Source organism: Agrococcus versicolor, assembly GCF_039531815.1.
GTDB classification, from domain to species: domain Bacteria; phylum Actinomycetota; class Actinomycetes; order Actinomycetales; family Microbacteriaceae; genus Agrococcus; species Agrococcus versicolor.
Map to the genome: position 1 here is coordinate 292,310 of NZ_BAAAQT010000006.1, position 14,417 is coordinate 306,726.

Genomic DNA, 14,417 nt, shown 5'->3' on the forward strand with positions numbered 1-14,417 from the left:
GGCCGTGCGCCGATCCCGGCGCTCGCCTCGGCCAGCAAGTCCCGCGCGGTGAGGCGGTCGGGGTCGCGCGGCCTCCCGCGCGTCACCGCTCCACCTCGGCCAGACGACCGTCGGCGATGCGGATCGTGCGGTCGGCGCGGTCGGAGACGGCGCGATCGTGCGTGATCACGACGAGCGTCAGCCCGTCGGAGCGCAGTCGCTCGAACAGGTCCATGACCTCGCCGGAGGTGCGCTCGTCGAGGTTGCCCGTGGGCTCGTCGGCCAGGAGCAGCCGCGGCGCGCTCGCGATGGCACGCGCGATCGCCACGCGCTGCCGCTCGCCGCCCGAGAGCGTCGTCGGCAGCGCGTCGACGCGGTGGCTCATGCCGACGCGGTCGAGGGACGCCAGCGCGCGGTCCTCCCGCTCGCCGCGCGGGACGCCGTTGTAGAGCATCCCGAGCAGCACGTTGTCGAGCACGGTCCGGGCCGGGAGGAGGTGGAACGCCTGGAAGACGAAGCCGATCGCACGCCCGCGCAGGGCGGCGCGCTCGTCGTCGTCGAGCGTCGCGGCGTCGACGCCGTCGACCAGGCACGCTCCGACGGTCGGCCGATCGAGCAGGCCGAGGATGCCGAGCATCGTCGACTTGCCCGAGCCGCTCGGCCCGACGATCGACACGTAGTCGCCTGCGCGCACCGCGAGGTGGGCGTCGCGCAGCGCGACCACCTCGGGCGGTCCCGGGAACGACCGCGTCACCGACCGCAGCTCGACGACGACGCTCATCGACCCACGACGACGAGGTCGCCCGGCTCGAGCCGCAGCCCGGCCGCCGGCGCGACCTCGACGTAGCCCTCGGCGGCGAGCCCGGTCGTGACCTCCACGAGCTCCGTCTCGTCGTCGCGGACGACCTCGACGCGCGACTCGCCGCCCGGACCGGCCGTGAGCGCGGCGATCGGCACGGCGAGGACCGTGCCCGCGGTCGCCTCGACCGGGATGCTCACGCGCACGTTGGTGCCCTGCAGCCGCATCGCGGCCTCCGGAGGGAGGGCCTGCGGCGCGAGGGAGACCGGCACGCGGTCGGGCTCGGCGGACGCGCCGCCGCCCTCGCCGTCCGTCCCGGCTGCCGCGGGGTCGTCCGTCGGCGTCGCACCGCCGATCTCCGCGATGGTCGCGGTCGCCTCCGTGCCGTCCGGCAGCGCGAAGGTCGCGACGGCGCCGACCTGCAGCAGCGTCGCATCCGAGGCGCTCGCCGTCGCCGCGATCTCGAGCGTCGCGCCCGAGACCGACATGACGTCGCCCTCGACGCGTCCGCCGCGATCGACGGACACCTCGTCGACCCGCCGGGGCAGATCCGTCAGGAAGACGACCTCGCTCGCGGGCAGCTGCGGCTGCACGGCCACCTGCGCCTCGACGAGGTCGTCGCGGGCGCGCTCGCGGGCGGCGACGGCCTGGTCGAGCGCCTGGCGCTCGGCGCCGGCGCCGCGTGGAGCGAGGGCCGCGTCGCGCTGCAGGACGGCGAGGTCGAGGGCGTCCTGCAGCGCCGCGACCTCGAGCGCATCCTGCTCGGGTGCGGCCTGCGCCTGCTGCAGCGCACGCGATGCGGCGTCGACGAGGTTGTCCTGCTCACGGCGCTCGACGGCGGACGGTCCCGACGACGCGGCCTGCACCGCCGCCTGCGCCTGCGCGACCGCCGACTCCGCGTCGGCCATGGCGGCCTCCGCGGCGTCGAGGGTCTCGGGCGCGCCCTCCGGCGGTGCGGGCAGCGGGTAGCCCACCTGCTCGTAGAGCGCGCGGACGGCGTTCGCCGTCGAGGCGTCGAAGACGGTGGCGGTGGCGTCGACGCCGAGTCCGAGCGACGCGAGGGCCGCGTGCAGCTGCTGCACGTCGGGGCCGGAGAGGCCCACGCGCAGCGACCGGTACGCGGGCAGCTCGCCCGGCAGCACGATGAGCGGCCGACCGGCGACCTCGAGCGCGACGGATCGGACGTCGAGCATCGTCCCGACGCTCGGCACCTGGCCGGTCACGACCGGCGGGCCGCCGAGCTCGGCGGTCTCGACGCGGACCGCGACGGCGTCGGCGAACACGGCGTCGCCGCGCAGCACGACGTCGTTCGACAGCGCGCGCTCCTCGACCGGCACGGTGATGGGGCCGGCATCCGGCGGCTCGGCGTCCGCCGCGGCCTGGCCGGGGGAGACGACGAGGCGCCCGAGCGCGAGGCCGGCGACGAGCGACAGGACGGCGACGAGCGCCGTGATCCACAGCGCACGGTCGCTGCGCAGCATGCGTCGCCAGCCACGGGGACGCGCGCGCCTCGGGGGTGCGTCCGGCACGCCCTCCGGCTCGACCTCGTCCTGCGCCCGCTCCTCGTCGTCGGCCACGGGCTACGACCCCTGCTCGAAGGAGGCCCGGTACGCCTCGAGCTCCTCGCGGTGGTCCTCGATGAACTGGTCCTCCAGCGCGAACTGCACCGCGAGCCGCCGCTGCTCGTGGTCGGTCTCGTCCTGGCAGCCGAGGTCGGCGAGCGCGAGCTCGACCTCGTCGTCGCGTGCATCGGCGACGGCGTCGTCCGACGGCGCGGTCGTGCCGTCGCCCCAGAGCGCGTCGCCGGCCTCCATCGCACGCTCGTAGGCCGCCTGCGGGCTCGCGAGGTCCTGGTGCCCGGCGTCCGCCATGCACTCGGACCACTCGGCGTCGACCGCGACCATCGCGGGGTCGGATGCGGCCTCGTCGTAGAGCGCGGCCATCGCCTCGAGCAGCGGCTCGTGCTCCTCGCCGCCACCGCCGAGCATGTCGCCGCGGATCTCGTGGTCGGCGGCGCCCTGGCAGCCCGCGTCCTGCCAGTCGTACGCGTACGCGCCGTCCTCGGCGAGCTCGTCCTCGCTCGGCACGGGGCCGTAGAGGGTCTCGGACCACGCCTCCTGCTCGCCGACCGAGAGGCTCTCGACGTAGGCCGCGTTCGGGTCCTCCTGCATCGTCGCGTCGTCGATGGGCTCGCCGCCCGAGGCCACGCCGTAGCCGTGCTGGGCGGCCCACTCCTCGGCGTCCATGGCCTCGACGTCGGCCTGCATGTCCTCGGCCTCGAGCACGACGGGGACGTACTCGAAGCCCTCCTCGGCCATGCAGGCGGCGATCGCCTCCTGCACGTCGGCCTCCTGCGCCGCGTACTCGTCGTACGCGTCGGCCTCGACGCCCAGGTACTGCGCGAGCGGGCTGTCCTCGTACGTGACGTCGCCCGCCGGGGCGGCATCGCCGTCGCCGCTCGACGCGCAGCCGGCGAGCGCGAGGAGCCCGGCGAAGGCCAGGATCGCGAAGGAGCGGGGTCCGCGGGGCTCGATCCGGATCATGGGTCCTCCTCGATGTCGGGCGGCGCGCGCGGCGCCAGCCGACAGTCATGCAGCATCGGGAGGCGCGCGTCGACGAGGGAGCCGGATCGTCGACATCTGGTGACAGAGGCCCGGGCGCGCAGCGGGCATCGCGTCAGCGCGCACCCGCCCCGACCGTCTCGGTCGCCGGACGACGACCGCCGGTCGCCGCTCCGTCCCGACGCGCATCCCGCTCCATCCGCTCGAGCCAGCGCTCGCGGCGTTCGGGCGTCGAGGCGCGCACGACCGTCGCACGCGTGAGGCGGACGGGCCGGATGCCGCAGAAGCGCAGCGTCGTCGTGCGCAGCTGCCGCACGGTCGTGTCGCCGACGAGCGGCAGGTACCAGCGCGGGGAGTCGCTCGTGACGACGAGCCTGCCGGTGCGGCCGGCCAGCAGGCCCACGGGCATGCCCCGCTCGGTGTAGCGGAAGGCCTCGCCGGAGACGAGCACCCGGTCGAGGAAGCCCTTGAGGAGCGCGGGGACCGAGCCCCACCAGACGGGCGTCACGACGACGACGTGCTCGGCGTCGCGGATGGCCCGCAGCGCGTCCGCGACGTCGGGCTCGATCGGCTGGTCGCCGCGGTAGCCGCGGTGCAGGACCAGGTCGAAGTCGAGGTCGCGCACGGCGAGCAGCCGTGCGTCGTCGCTCGCGGCGGCATAGCGGGCGGCGAGCGCCGCCGTGAGGGAGTCGGGGTTCGGGTGGCCGTCGATGACGAGGGTGCGCATGGTCGCTCCGATGCGGTCGTTGATCTTGACAGTGTCCACAATCTGGACGCTGCCAAGCATCGGGTACGATCTTGCGCATGTCAAGATCCGAGGCGCGGTACCACCACGGCGATCTCGCCGGCGCCCTCGAGACCGCCGCCGACGGCCTGCTCGCCGAGCGCGGCGCGGCGTCGCTCAGCCTCCGCGAGGTGGCGCGTCGCGCAGGGGTCAGCCACAACGCCCCGTACCACCACTTCCCCGATCGGCTCGCGCTGCTGCGCCGCCTCGGCATCCGCCACATGGGCAGGCTGCTCGATGCGCAGCGCGCCGCCCGCGACGGCGCGACCGACGCCCGGTCCGCGTTCGTCGCCATGGGCGCCGCCTACGTCGGCTACGCGCACGACCACCCGCACGGGTTCGCGGTGGTCTTCGACCCGGAGGTCTGCGAGCCGGGAAGCACGGGGCAGGAGATGTCCGCGCTCATCGCCGCGAACGAGGCCCTCATCGGCGAGGCGATCGCCGCGATCGCCCCGGACCTGTCGACGGCGCAGCGCGAGGCCGCCGTCGTCGGCGCGTGGGGTGCGGCGCACGGCCTCGCGCAGCTCGTCGCCGCCGGGCACGTGCCCGTCGAGGCGGTGCGGCCCGCGTTCGAGGCCTACCTCGCGGTCGGCGCGACCCTCTCGGACGGGGTGACGCGCGCCGCGGGCTGAGCACGAGCGGGCGAGGCGCGGCCGCGGCTCCGAGCCCTCGGCATCGGCGCACCGCGCACCGGGCTCGTCGTGCGCCTCAGCGCCAGCCGGGCAGCCAGTACCGCAGGCGCAGCAGGTCCTCGGGCTCCCAGACGCCGTACCAGATGGGCGCGAAGAAGATCGTGGCCGCGATCGCCGCGACCACGAGCACCGTGACGACGATGCGGCCGATCCTGGCGGTGAGCGGCCGCACCCGGCCGTGCACGAGCCGCCACAGCAGGTAGGCGAGGCCGATCACGAGGAACGGCTCGAAGACGATCGTGTAGAAGGCGAAGATCGTGCGGTCGGGGAAGGCGAGCCACGGCACGTAGCCGGCGGCGACGGCGAGCACGAGGAACGCGGCGGTGCGGTCGAGGCGCGAGCCCATCCGATAGAGCAGCACGGCGAGGGCTGCGACGGCCGGGTACCAGACGACCGGGTTCGGCAGCGCCGTGATGAACGTCATGAGGTCGCCGTCGAGATGCAGCAGGAAGGCGGTCGGGCGCAGCAGCAGCAGCCACTGCCACGCGGGGCTCTCGAAGGGGTGGTCGTTCGTGAGGCCGACGTGGAACGTCCACATCTGCTCGTGGTAGTGCCACAGGCTCTGGAATCCTGGCGGCACCCACGCGAGGACGCCGGTCAGCAGCTCGCCCGGGTTCTCGCGCGCCCACGACGAGCCGTAGCCGCCGCCGAACCAGCCGATCCAGGATGCGAGGTACACGGCGCACGCCGGCGCCATGAGCAGCACGAGGCTCGCGGGCGCCTGCGTCAGCAGCGTGCCGACGTGCCAGCCGCGGATGCCCGCGCGACGCCGGTCGAGCGCGTCGAGCGCGACCGACCACAGGCCGAACGCGGCGACGAAGTACAGCCCCGACCACTTCACGGCGCACGCGGCGCCGAGCGCGACGCCCGCCGCGACGATCCATGGTCGTGCGAGCAGCGCCGGCCCCAGCCAGGAGCCCGGATGCTCGTGCCGCCAGCGCACGATGCGGGCGGCCGCGCCGCGCCGATCGAGCAGCAGCGCGCCCGCGCCGGCGAGCACGAAGAGCCCGAGGGTGTGGTCGAGCAGCACCGTGCGGCTCATGACGATGGCCTGGCCGTCGATCGCGAGCAGCAGGCCGGCGAGCGATCCCCACGTCCACGAGTGCGTGAGGCCGCGCGCCACGAGCAGCGTCAGCACGACGACGAGCACGCCGACGATCGCCGCGGGCCAGCGCCAGGCGGCCGGGTCGTCGATGCCGCCGATGCCCGTGCCCACGCCGAGGATCCACTTGCCGAGCGGCGGATGCACGACGAACGCGGCCGCGGTCTGCAGCGTCGACTCGCCGGCGACGAACGCCTCGTTCGCGCCCTCGGGCCACTGCCCCTCGTACCCCTGCTGCCACAGGGAGAACGCGTCCTTGACGTAGTACGTCTCGTCGAAGACGAGCTCGTGCGGCGAGCCGAGGTTCGTCAGCCGCAGGACCGCGGCGAGCGCGACGACGCCGATGGGGGCGGCGAGGTCGATGACGCGTCGCGCCGCGGGCGTCTGCAGTCGCGCGAGCGGGCCGGGACCGCGATCGGCTCGAGGGTGCGCCGACGCCGGCTCGGGGGCTGCGTCCGTCAGCGTCACGCGCCGATCCTCCCACGCCGCCGCTGCGGGGGACGCCGTCGCCGCGACTGCGAGGATGGGGCCATGCTCCTCGTCGCCGCCACGCCCATCGGCAACCTCGGCGACGCGACGACGAGGCTGCGCGAGGCGCTCGCGACCGCGCCGACCATCGCCGCCGAGGACACCCGCTCCGCGCAGCGACTGCTCGCGGGGCTCGGCATCGAGCGCGAGGAGCGACCGCGCCTCGTCGCCGTGCACGAGCACACGGAGGACGCGCTCGCGCCCGAGCTCGCCGAGCAGGCGCGCGAGCACGACGTGCTGCTGCTCACCGACGCCGGCATGCCGACCGTCTCCGACCCCGGCTACCGCCTCGTGCAGGCCGCGATCGCCGCCGACGTGCCCGTGACGGTGCTGCCGGGCCCGTCCGCGGTGCTCACGGCCCTCGCCCTCTCCGGGCTGCCGACCGACCGCTTCGCCTTCGACGGCTTCCTGCCCCGCAAGCGCGGCGAGCGGCAGGCGGCCCTGCGCGCGCTCGCCGACGAGCGCCGCACCGTCGTGCTGTTCGAGTCGCCGCATCGCATCGCGGATGCGCTGGCCGACGTGGACGCCGTGCTCGGCGATCGCCCCGTCGCCGTGGCGCGCGAGCTGACGAAGCGCTTCGAGGAGGTCCGCCGCGGCACCGCCGCCGAGCTGCTGCCGTGGGCGCAGGAGGGCGTGCGGGGCGAGATCGTGCTCGTGATCGGTGGCGCCGAGCCCGCACCCTCGTCGCTCGAGGACGCCGTCGCCGACGTGCTGGCACGCGTCGAGGCGGGCGAGCGCATGAAGGATGCGGCCGGCGCCGTCGCGGAGACGACGGGTCGCGGACGCCGCGAGCTCTACGACGCGGCGCTCGCCGCACGTGGTCCGGCGTCACGTGCGCCCCGACCTTCGTAGGATGGAGCCCATGCCTGCACGGTTCACGGTCACGACGCCGATCTACTACGTCAACGACGTGCCGCACATCGGGCACGCATACAACGAGGTCGCGACCGACGTGCTCGCGCGCTGGCACCGCATGCGCGGCGACGACACCTTCATGCTCACCGGCACCGACGAGCACGGCCAGAAGATCCTCCGCACCGCCGTCGCGCACGAGACGACGCCGCAGGAGTGGACGGATCGCCTCGTCGAGTCGGCCTGGAAGCCGCAGCTCGAGCTGCTCGACATCGCGAACGACGACTTCATCCGCACGACCGACGAGCGCCACAAGGTGGGCGTGCGCATCTTCCTGCAGCGCCTCTACGACGCCGGCTGGATCTACCACGGCGAGTTCGAGGCCGAGTACTGCGTCGGGTGCGAGGAGTACAAGACGCCCGGCGACCTCGTGCCCGGCACGGGGGAGTACGAGGGGCAGCTTGTCTGCGCCATCCACTCCCGCCCCGTCGAGACCGTGCGCGAGGCGAACTACTTCTTCAAGCTCTCGCAGTTCCAGCAGCAGCTGCTCGACCTGTACGACGCGCGGCCCGACTACGTGCAGCCCGAGCACGTGCGCAACGAGGTGCGCCAGTTCGTCGCGCAGGGTCTCACCGACCTGTCGATCAGCCGCTCGACGTTCGACTGGGGCATCGCCGTGCCGTGGGACGAGACGCACGTCGTCTACGTCTGGTTCGAGGCGTTGCTCAACTACGTCTCGGCCATCGGCTACGGCGTCGACGAGGAGCAGTTCGCCCGTCGCTGGCCAGCGACCCACATCGTCGGCAAGGACATCGCCCGCTTCCACGCCGTCATTTGGCCGGCGATGCAGATGGCCGCCGGCATCGAGGTGTCCGACCACGTCTTCGGCCACGGCTGGCTGCTCGTCGGCGGCGAGAAGATGTCGAAGGCGAAGGCGACCGGCATCGAGCCGCGGCAGATCACCGACGTCTTCGGCGTCGACGCCTTCCGCTACTACTTCATGCGCGCCATCGCGTTCGGCTCCGACGGCTCGTTCTCGTGGGAGGACCTCGACGCGAGGTACCACGCCGAGCTCGCCAACGGCCTCGGCAACCTCGCGAGCCGCACGATCGCCATGGTGCACAAGTACCGCGACGGCGTCGTGCCGGACGTCGCGCCCGTGCCCGAGGTCGCCGCGCTGCTCGCGACCTCCGTCGAGCGGGCCGACGCGGCGATCGACCGCTTCCAGATCCACGAGGCGATCGAGCAGGCCATGCGCATCGTCGACCGGCTCAACGGCTTCGTCACCGAGCAGGCGCCGTGGGTGCTCGCGAAGGACGATGCGCAGCAGGAGCACCTCGACGCCGTGCTCGCGACGCTCGTGCAGGGCATCGGCACGGCAGCGATCCTGCTCGCGCCGGTGATGACGCGGTCGACGCAGGCGCTGTGGGCCGCCGTCGGCGGCGAGGGTGCCGTGCGCGACCAGCCGATCCGCGAGGCCGCCGCGTGGCGCGGCACTGGCAGGGTCGAGACCATCCCGCCGCTGTTCCCGCGCGTCGAGGCCCAGTGAGCTCGACCGACGGGTTCGTCGCGGGCGGCCCCACGCACGACGAGCCGATGCTGGCCGATCCCGCGACCGACGCGGAGGCGAGCGTCGGCGGCGACGCCGAGGCATCCGCGACGCACGACGTGTTCTCGTTCGGCACGCTGCGGCAGGAGTCCGTGCAGCAGACCCTCTTCGGCGGCACGGTGCCGACGGTGCCCGACTCGCTCGTCGGATGGCGGCTCACGACCGTGCGGATCACGGACGCGGCGGTGATCGCGGCGTCGGGCAGCGACGAGCATCCCGGCATCGAGCGCTCCGGCGACGTCGCCGATCGCGTCGACGGCGGCGTGCTCACGCTCGACGACGACGCGCTCGCGGCGACCGACCGCTACGAGTCGGTCGGCTACGAGCGCACGCTCGTCACGCTCGCCTCCGGCCGCCAGGCCTGGGTGTACGTGCCGCGCGACGGCGTCGCGGGCTGAGCGCGCACCCCTCGCGCGAGCCGGGGCGACCGGGCTAGCGTCGCAGGCGACGGCCGCATCGGCGCGCCGCGTCGAGGAGGCACCGTGTCCACGTCCCATGAGCGCGTCGGCGAGCAGAGCATCGTGCACCGGCGCACCTTCCGTGCGAGCGTCGAGGAGCTGCACCGCGTGCACACGACCGCCGACCTCTTCGTGCGGTGGATGGGGCCGCGCGGCTCCAGCGTGCGGCTCGACCGGTTCGACGCGACCACGGGCGGATCCTTCGACTACACGGTCGAGGTCGGCGACGGCCGCTACCGGTTCTGGGGCTCGTACCACGAGGTGCTGCCGACGCGGATCACGCACACGTGGCAGTTCGAGGGCGAGCACGCGGTGACGCTCGAGGTGCTCGAATTCGTCGAGGTCGCGCCCGGCCTCGCCGACCTCGTCGTCACGTCGACGTACTCCTCGAAGGAGGCGTGCGACGCCATGGTCGAGTCGGCTCTCGACGGCGGGATGGACGAGGACTTCGAGCGCATCGACGAGCTGCTGGCCGAGCTGGCCTGACGCTGACCGAGGCGCACGTGGGGCGAGGCGCCGCCGGATCCACGCCTCAGCGGTGCGCCGCCTGCGCATGCCGGCCGAGGGACCGCTCAGCCGTGATCGCGGCGGGCGCGACGGCGTCAGGCGGCGGGCACCGCGACCTCCACCGCATCGCCGAGCCCGACGATCCTCACCGTGAGCGCCGCATCCGGCTCGACGGCGGCGGGCAGGCGCAGCACGTAGTGCCACGTCGTGGCAGCGGCGCGCGGCCCCCGACGGAGCGTCGGCTGGAACACGGCATCGACGACGCCGTCGCGAGCCCGGGTCGTGACGGCGAGCGGCGCGGCATCCGACGGCGCACGGAGGACGACGATCACGTGCTCCGTCCCGCGGCGCACGACGACGGGCCCGTCCGCGAGCGCCGCGGGGTCGACGCCGTCCGGGAGCCCCCGCCGCGCATCGCGCTCGAGCGCGCGTCCCTCGACGATGCGCGGCTGCCGCTCGTCGACCACTACGGCGCCAGCGGCACGACGACCGGGTCGCCCTGCTCCTGCATGCCCTCGACGGTGACGTCGATGCCCTGCGTCGCATCCACCTCGCCGTCGAGCGGGAACTCCCACCCGTAGACGCGGAAGTCGGCGGTGCACATGAGGTCGCCCGTCGGCGGCGTGAACTCGACGGTGATGGCGCTCTCGCTCTCGACCGTCGCGCCGACGGGGGCCGGCACGCATGCGGCCGAGCCCGACCCGCCGATCATGACGGTGAGCGTCGTGCCCTCCTCGGCCCACTCGACGATCGGGAAGGTCTGCGAGCCCATCGCGTCCGACAGTCGCGGGTCGTCGTCGGGGATCGGCGTCGGGTCGCCCGCTGCGGGCGGATCGGCGTCGATCGGGCTCGGGCTCGTCGTCGACGACGGCTCGGGGCTCGGCTCGTCGCTCGAGCCCGGGCTCGACGTCGTCGAGCACGCGGCGGTGAGCGCGAGCGCTCCGGCGGCGAGCAGGGCGAGGGTCGTGCGCGTGATGGTGGTCATGTCGGCCTCCTTCGACTGCCTCGAGCATGACGCAGCGAGATGGGAGGCACCACACAACCGCGGGCGCGAGTGGTTCGTCCGGCAGGCGCTCCACAGCCATGCGGTGGGTGGAGCGAAGGGCCGGGCGAGCGCCACGACCTAGGCTGGAGGGATGCCGCTGCCCGATGAGCCCGGACCCCACTCGCTGCCCGGCGGCGAGCACATCCGCGAGCGCGGCGCGAGCCCGGGCCGCGATCTCACGCGGCCGCCGCTGCCCGAGCCGCTCGGCGTCCCCGTGTACGACAACCACACGCATCTCGAGATCAAGGACGGCGAGGCGTTCGGCTACCGCGAGGCCCTCGATGCGGCCGAGGAGGCGGGCGTCGCCGGCGTCATCCAGGTCGGTGGCGACGTGCCGTCGTCGGAGTGGTCCGCCGCGCTCGCAGCCGCCGATCCGCGCGTGCTCGCGGCGGTGGCGCTGCATCCGAACGAGGCGCCCGGCTACGCCGACGCCGACACGCTCTTCGACGCCCTCGGCCGCATCGACGAGCTCGCCGGCGAGCCGCGCGTGCGCGCCGTCGGCGAGACGGGGCTCGACTTCTTCCGCACGGGCGAGGACGGCCGGCGCGCGCAGCACGAGTCGTTCGAGGCGCACATCGACATCGCGAAGCGCCACGGCATCGCGCTGCAGATCCACGATCGCGACGCGCACGACGCCGTCGTCGAGACGCTGCTGCGCGTCGGCGCTCCCGAGCGCACCGTGTTCCACTGCTTCTCGGGCGACGAGGAGCTCGCACGCATCGCGAACGAGCACGGCTGGTACATGTCCTTCGCGGGCACGGTGACGTTCGGCAACGCGAGGAACCTCCACCGTGCGGTCGCGGTCGCCGATCCCGCGCTGCTGCTCGTCGAGACCGACGCGCCCTTCCTCACCCCGACGCCGCATCGCGGGCGTCCCAACAGCCCCTACCTGATCCCCGTGACGGTGCGGGCGATGGCCGAGCGCCGCGAGGTCGACGCCGACGAGCTCGCCGCCCAGCTCACCGAGAACACCTACCGCGCCTACGGGACGTGGGCATGAGCCTCCTGGGTGCATCCGAGATCCGCCGCCTCGCGGCCGACCTCGACCTCATGCCGACGAAGCGGTGGGGGCAGAACTTCGTGCACGACGCCAACACGGTGCGGCGCATCGTGCGCACCGCCGACGTCGCGGGCCGCTCGGTGCTCGAGGTCGGGCCGGGCCTCGGCTCGCTGACGCTCGGGCTCACGGAGGCCGGATGCGCCGTGACGGCCGTCGAGATCGACGAGCGCCTCGCGCAGCGCCTGCCGCGGACGGTCGCCGAGCACCAGCCGGAGGCGTCGCTCACCGTCGTGACGAAGGATGCGATGCGCCTCGCGCCCGAGGACGTCGTCGTGGCGCCCGAGGCGGTCGTCGCGAACCTGCCGTACAACGTGTCGGTGCCCGTGCTCATCCATCTGCTCGAGACGTTCCCGTCGATCGAGCGCATCCTCGTCATGGTGCAGGCCGAGGTGGGGCACCGTCTCGCCGCCCCGCCCGGGTCGAAGACGTACGGCTCGCCGAGCGCGAAGGTCGCATGGTGGGGCTCGTGGGCGCTCGAGGCGGAGGTGTCGCGGCAGGTGTTCTGGCCCGTGCCGAACGTCGACAGCGTGCTCGTGGGCTTCCGCCGCGGCGAGCGCCCTGGCGACGAGGCGCTGCGTGCCGGCACCTTCCGCGTCATCGACGCGGCGTTCGGCCAGCGTCGCAAGATGCTGCGGCAGGCGCTGTCGAGCACCTTCGGCTCGTCGGCCGAGGCGTCGGCGGCGCTCGAGTCGGTCGGCATCGAGCCGACGCTGCGCGGCGAGCAGCTCGACCTCGCCGCGTTCGTGCGCGCGGGTGCGCTGCTGGCCTGACGGGCGTGCCGCTGACCCGACGCGCTGCTCGCTGCCCGCTCGTTGCGAGGTGCGCTTGCGGCGGCGGGGGGCTGTTCTAGGCGCACCTGAGTGCAGCAGGCGCACCTCGGGGCGCTCGGGGGCTCGGGTCAGCGCGCGTCGAGCTCGCGCACGCGGCGCGCGGGGGCGGTGACGCGGAACGACGCGTCGAGCAGCTCCGCGAGGCGTGCGTCGTCGATGGCGTCGAGGTCGATCGCGACCCACCCCGACGGGCCGGTGTACGCGGGGGTGAAGGCTCCCTCGGCGAGCAGCGCGCGCCGCTCGTCCTCCTCGAGCAGCACGCTGAGGGCTCGCTCGCGCAGCACGAGCTCGTCGTCGACGCGCTCGTGGGCGGCGACGTACGCGAAGACCTTCGTGGTGAAGAAGGCCGGCGCCCCGTGCGAGATCTTCTCGTCGGCGCCCGGGAGCTCGAGGGCGAGGCGTCGCACGCGCTCGACGTGCGGCGCGCGCGGGTCGACGATCGGCGGATGCGACATGGCGGCACCCTACGCGCGCAGCCTGCGCGTGGCGAGGGGCGCGGCCATCCACGCTGCGGCGAGGTACGCATCTCGACGGGAGGTACGCCGATCGCGGTACCCGACGTCGAGATGCGCACCTTGGAACGCAGGATGGGCACCTGGCTGCAGGATGCGTGCCTCGGAACGCCGAGGGCGGGCGCCGGGGGCGCGTGCAGGATCGGGCCGCGCAGGCTCGGTAGGCTCGTCGCCGTGCAGCCGAGCGTCGTCAGAGCGAAGGCGCCCGGGAAGATCAACGTCTACCTCGGCGTCGGATCGCTGCAGGACGACGGCTATCACGAGATCGCGACGGCGTACCACGCCGTGAGCCTGCTCGAGCTCGTCGAGGCGCGCGAGGCGGACGACTTCTCGGTCGAGTTCACAGGCCCCGTCGACTGCTCGGGCCTCTCGACGGGCGCCGACAACCTCGCGGTGCGCGCTGCGATGCTGCTCGCGCGGCACGCGAGGCTCTCGCGCGGCGTCGCGCTGCGCATCGAGAAGCACGTGCCCGTCGCCGGCGGCATGGGCGGCGGGTCGGCGGATGCGGCGGCGACGCTCGTCGCGTGCGCCGAGCTGTGGGGCCTCAGGCTCGGACGCGACGAGCTGCACCGCCTCGCGTCGCGCCTCGGCGCCGACGTGCCGTTCGCGCTGCAGGGCGGCACGGCCGTCGGCACCGGTCGAGGCGACGAGCTGAGCCCCGCGCTCGCGCAGGGGCAGCTGCACTGGGTGCTGGCGTTCTCGGACGACGGCCTCTCGACGCCCGAGGTCTACGCCGAGCTCGACGAGCATCGCAAGCGGCACCGCGCCGACATCATGCCCGCCGTGCGCAGGCCCGAGGTCGACGCCCGCGTGCTGCAGGCGCTGCGCCTGGGCGACGCGCACATGCTCGCCGACGTGCTCTCGAACGACCTGCAGCCCGCGGCGCTCCACCTCGCGCCGCGCCTCGCCGGCACGCTCGAGCTCGGCGAGCGCAACGGGGCGCTCGCGGGCATCGTGTCCGGGTCGGGTCCGACGTGCGCGTTCCTCTGCGCCGACCTCGACGCGGCGCTCGAGCTGCAGATCGCCCTCTCGGCCGCGCGCATCCCGGCCTCGAAGGTCACGGGCCCGGTCGGCGGCGCGCGCCTCATCGACTGACCGC

At 74.2% G+C, this 14,417-nt stretch carries 16 protein-coding genes; 8 read left to right on the forward strand and 8 right to left on the reverse strand.

What is annotated here, in order from left to right; genetic code table 11:
* Positions 1 to 82: 82 nt before the first annotated feature.
* The 4 genes from ABD249_RS09730 to ABD249_RS09745 form a co-directional block, all read right to left on the reverse strand.
* Positions 83 to 760 (reverse strand): ABC transporter ATP-binding protein, encoded by a 678-nt coding sequence (locus tag ABD249_RS09730; RefSeq protein ID WP_344342991.1) that lies wholly within the window; start codon positions 758 to 760, stop codon positions 83 to 85.
* The gene (locus tag ABD249_RS09735; RefSeq protein ID WP_344342993.1) at positions 757 to 2,355 is read right to left on the reverse strand and encodes an efflux RND transporter periplasmic adaptor subunit; all 1,599 of its coding nucleotides are present in this window, start codon (positions 2,353 to 2,355) and stop codon (positions 757 to 759) included. Before ABD249_RS09735 ends, ABD249_RS09730 begins: the two co-directional genes overlap by 4 nt.
* 3 nt (positions 2,356 to 2,358) lie before the next feature.
* Entirely contained in the window at positions 2,359 to 3,321 is a 963-nt protein-coding gene (locus tag ABD249_RS09740; protein ID WP_344342995.1) for a hypothetical protein, read from the reverse strand.
* A 133-nt stretch (positions 3,322 to 3,454) separates the two neighbouring features.
* Positions 3,455 to 4,105 carry an NAD(P)H-dependent oxidoreductase gene (locus ABD249_RS09745; protein ID WP_344342997.1) on the reverse strand — a complete coding sequence of 217 codons (651 nt, stop codon included), beginning with the start codon at positions 4,103 to 4,105 and terminating at the stop codon, positions 3,455 to 3,457.
* Between the two features lie 38 nt (positions 4,106 to 4,143).
* Here ABD249_RS09745 and ABD249_RS09750 point away from each other — a divergent pair, with 38 nt between their 5' ends.
* Positions 4,144 to 4,755 carry a TetR/AcrR family transcriptional regulator gene (locus ABD249_RS09750; protein ID WP_344342999.1) on the forward strand — a complete coding sequence of 204 codons (612 nt, stop codon included), beginning with the start codon at positions 4,144 to 4,146 and terminating at the stop codon, positions 4,753 to 4,755.
* Positions 4,756 to 4,831: 76 nt separating this feature from the next.
* Here the strand turns inward: ABD249_RS09750 and ABD249_RS09755 are convergent, their stop codons facing one another.
* On the reverse strand, positions 4,832 to 6,385 hold the full coding sequence (locus tag ABD249_RS09755) for a dolichyl-phosphate-mannose--protein mannosyltransferase (RefSeq protein WP_344343001.1): 1,554 nt from the start codon (positions 6,383 to 6,385) through the stop codon (positions 4,832 to 4,834).
* Positions 6,386 to 6,448: 63 nt separating this feature from the next.
* Between ABD249_RS09755 and rsmI the strand changes: the two genes are divergently transcribed.
* The 4 genes from rsmI (at position 6,449) to ABD249_RS09775 (ending at position 9,850) form a co-directional block, all read left to right on the forward strand.
* On the forward strand, positions 6,449 to 7,297 hold the full coding sequence (gene rsmI, locus ABD249_RS09760; protein ID WP_344343003.1) for a 16S rRNA (cytidine(1402)-2'-O)-methyltransferase: 849 nt from the start codon (positions 6,449 to 6,451) through the stop codon (positions 7,295 to 7,297).
* A 10-nt stretch (positions 7,298 to 7,307) separates the two neighbouring features.
* Positions 7,308 to 8,846, forward strand: a complete 1,539-nt coding sequence (metG, locus tag ABD249_RS09765; protein WP_344343005.1) for a methionine--tRNA ligase — start codon at positions 7,308 to 7,310, stop codon at positions 8,844 to 8,846.
* Positions 8,843 to 9,304 carry a gamma-glutamylcyclotransferase family protein gene (locus ABD249_RS09770; protein WP_344343006.1) on the forward strand — a complete coding sequence of 154 codons (462 nt, stop codon included), beginning with the start codon at positions 8,843 to 8,845 and terminating at the stop codon, positions 9,302 to 9,304. Before metG ends, ABD249_RS09770 begins: the two co-directional genes overlap by 4 nt.
* A gap of 84 nt (positions 9,305 to 9,388) precedes the next feature.
* Positions 9,389 to 9,850 carry an SRPBCC domain-containing protein gene (locus ABD249_RS09775; protein ID WP_344343008.1) on the forward strand — a complete coding sequence of 154 codons (462 nt, stop codon included), beginning with the start codon at positions 9,389 to 9,391 and terminating at the stop codon, positions 9,848 to 9,850.
* A 116-nt stretch (positions 9,851 to 9,966) separates the two neighbouring features.
* Here ABD249_RS09775 and ABD249_RS09780 read toward each other — a convergent pair whose 3' ends face one another.
* Both ABD249_RS09780 and ABD249_RS09785 read right to left on the reverse strand, forming a co-directional pair.
* Positions 9,967 to 10,338 carry a hypothetical protein gene (locus ABD249_RS09780; RefSeq protein ID WP_344343010.1) on the reverse strand — a complete coding sequence of 124 codons (372 nt, stop codon included), beginning with the start codon at positions 10,336 to 10,338 and terminating at the stop codon, positions 9,967 to 9,969.
* Positions 10,338 to 10,856 carry a hypothetical protein gene (locus ABD249_RS09785; protein WP_344343012.1) on the reverse strand — a complete coding sequence of 173 codons (519 nt, stop codon included), beginning with the start codon at positions 10,854 to 10,856 and terminating at the stop codon, positions 10,338 to 10,340. Before ABD249_RS09785 ends, ABD249_RS09780 begins: the two co-directional genes overlap by 1 nt.
* A 151-nt stretch (positions 10,857 to 11,007) precedes the next feature.
* Between ABD249_RS09785 and ABD249_RS09790 the strand changes: the two genes are divergently transcribed.
* Both ABD249_RS09790 and rsmA read left to right on the forward strand, forming a co-directional pair.
* Positions 11,008 to 11,916: a TatD family hydrolase gene (locus ABD249_RS09790; RefSeq protein ID WP_344343014.1), complete on the forward strand. Its 909-nt coding sequence runs from the start codon at positions 11,008 to 11,010 to the stop codon at positions 11,914 to 11,916.
* Positions 11,907 to 12,746, forward strand: coding sequence for a 16S rRNA (adenine(1518)-N(6)/adenine(1519)-N(6))-dimethyltransferase RsmA (rsmA, locus tag ABD249_RS09795; RefSeq protein ID WP_344343016.1), 840 nt, complete (start codon positions 11,907 to 11,909; stop codon positions 12,744 to 12,746). The genes ABD249_RS09790 and rsmA overlap by 10 nt, the downstream gene beginning before the upstream one ends.
* 128 nt (positions 12,747 to 12,874) lie before the next feature.
* Here the strand turns inward: rsmA and ABD249_RS09800 are convergent, their stop codons facing one another.
* A complete protein-coding gene (locus tag ABD249_RS09800) occupies positions 12,875 to 13,261 on the reverse strand; it encodes an MmcQ/YjbR family DNA-binding protein (RefSeq protein ID WP_344343018.1) in 387 nt (128 codons plus the stop codon).
* A 231-nt stretch (positions 13,262 to 13,492) separates the two neighbouring features.
* Between ABD249_RS09800 and ABD249_RS09805 the strand changes: the two genes are divergently transcribed.
* Positions 13,493 to 14,413, forward strand: a complete 921-nt coding sequence (locus ABD249_RS09805) for a 4-(cytidine 5'-diphospho)-2-C-methyl-D-erythritol kinase (protein WP_344343020.1) — start codon at positions 13,493 to 13,495, stop codon at positions 14,411 to 14,413.
* Positions 14,414 to 14,417 lie beyond the last annotated feature (4 nt).

What these genes read in the sequence shown, in the direction of transcription:
- metG (WP_344343005.1), top strand. Translation starts at nt 7,308, where the DNA reads ATGCCTGCACGGTTCACGGTCACGACGCCGATCTACTACGTCAACGAC.
- ABD249_RS09785 (WP_344343012.1), bottom strand. Translation starts at nt 10,856, where the DNA reads ATGACCACCATCACGCGCACGACCCTCGCCCTGCTCGCCGCCGGAGCG.
- ABD249_RS09740 (WP_344342995.1), bottom strand. Translation starts at nt 3,321, where the DNA reads ATGATCCGGATCGAGCCCCGCGGACCCCGCTCCTTCGCGATCCTGGCC.
- ABD249_RS09800 (WP_344343018.1), bottom strand. Translation starts at nt 13,261, where the DNA reads ATGTCGCATCCGCCGATCGTCGACCCGCGCGCGCCGCACGTCGAGCGC.
- rsmI (WP_344343003.1), top strand. Translation starts at nt 6,449, where the DNA reads ATGCTCCTCGTCGCCGCCACGCCCATCGGCAACCTCGGCGACGCGACG.
- ABD249_RS09790 (WP_344343014.1), top strand. Translation starts at nt 11,008, where the DNA reads ATGCCGCTGCCCGATGAGCCCGGACCCCACTCGCTGCCCGGCGGCGAG.
- ABD249_RS09730 (WP_344342991.1), bottom strand. Translation starts at nt 760, where the DNA reads ATGAGCGTCGTCGTCGAGCTGCGGTCGGTGACGCGGTCGTTCCCGGGA.
- ABD249_RS09750 (WP_344342999.1), top strand. Translation starts at nt 4,144, where the DNA reads ATGTCAAGATCCGAGGCGCGGTACCACCACGGCGATCTCGCCGGCGCC.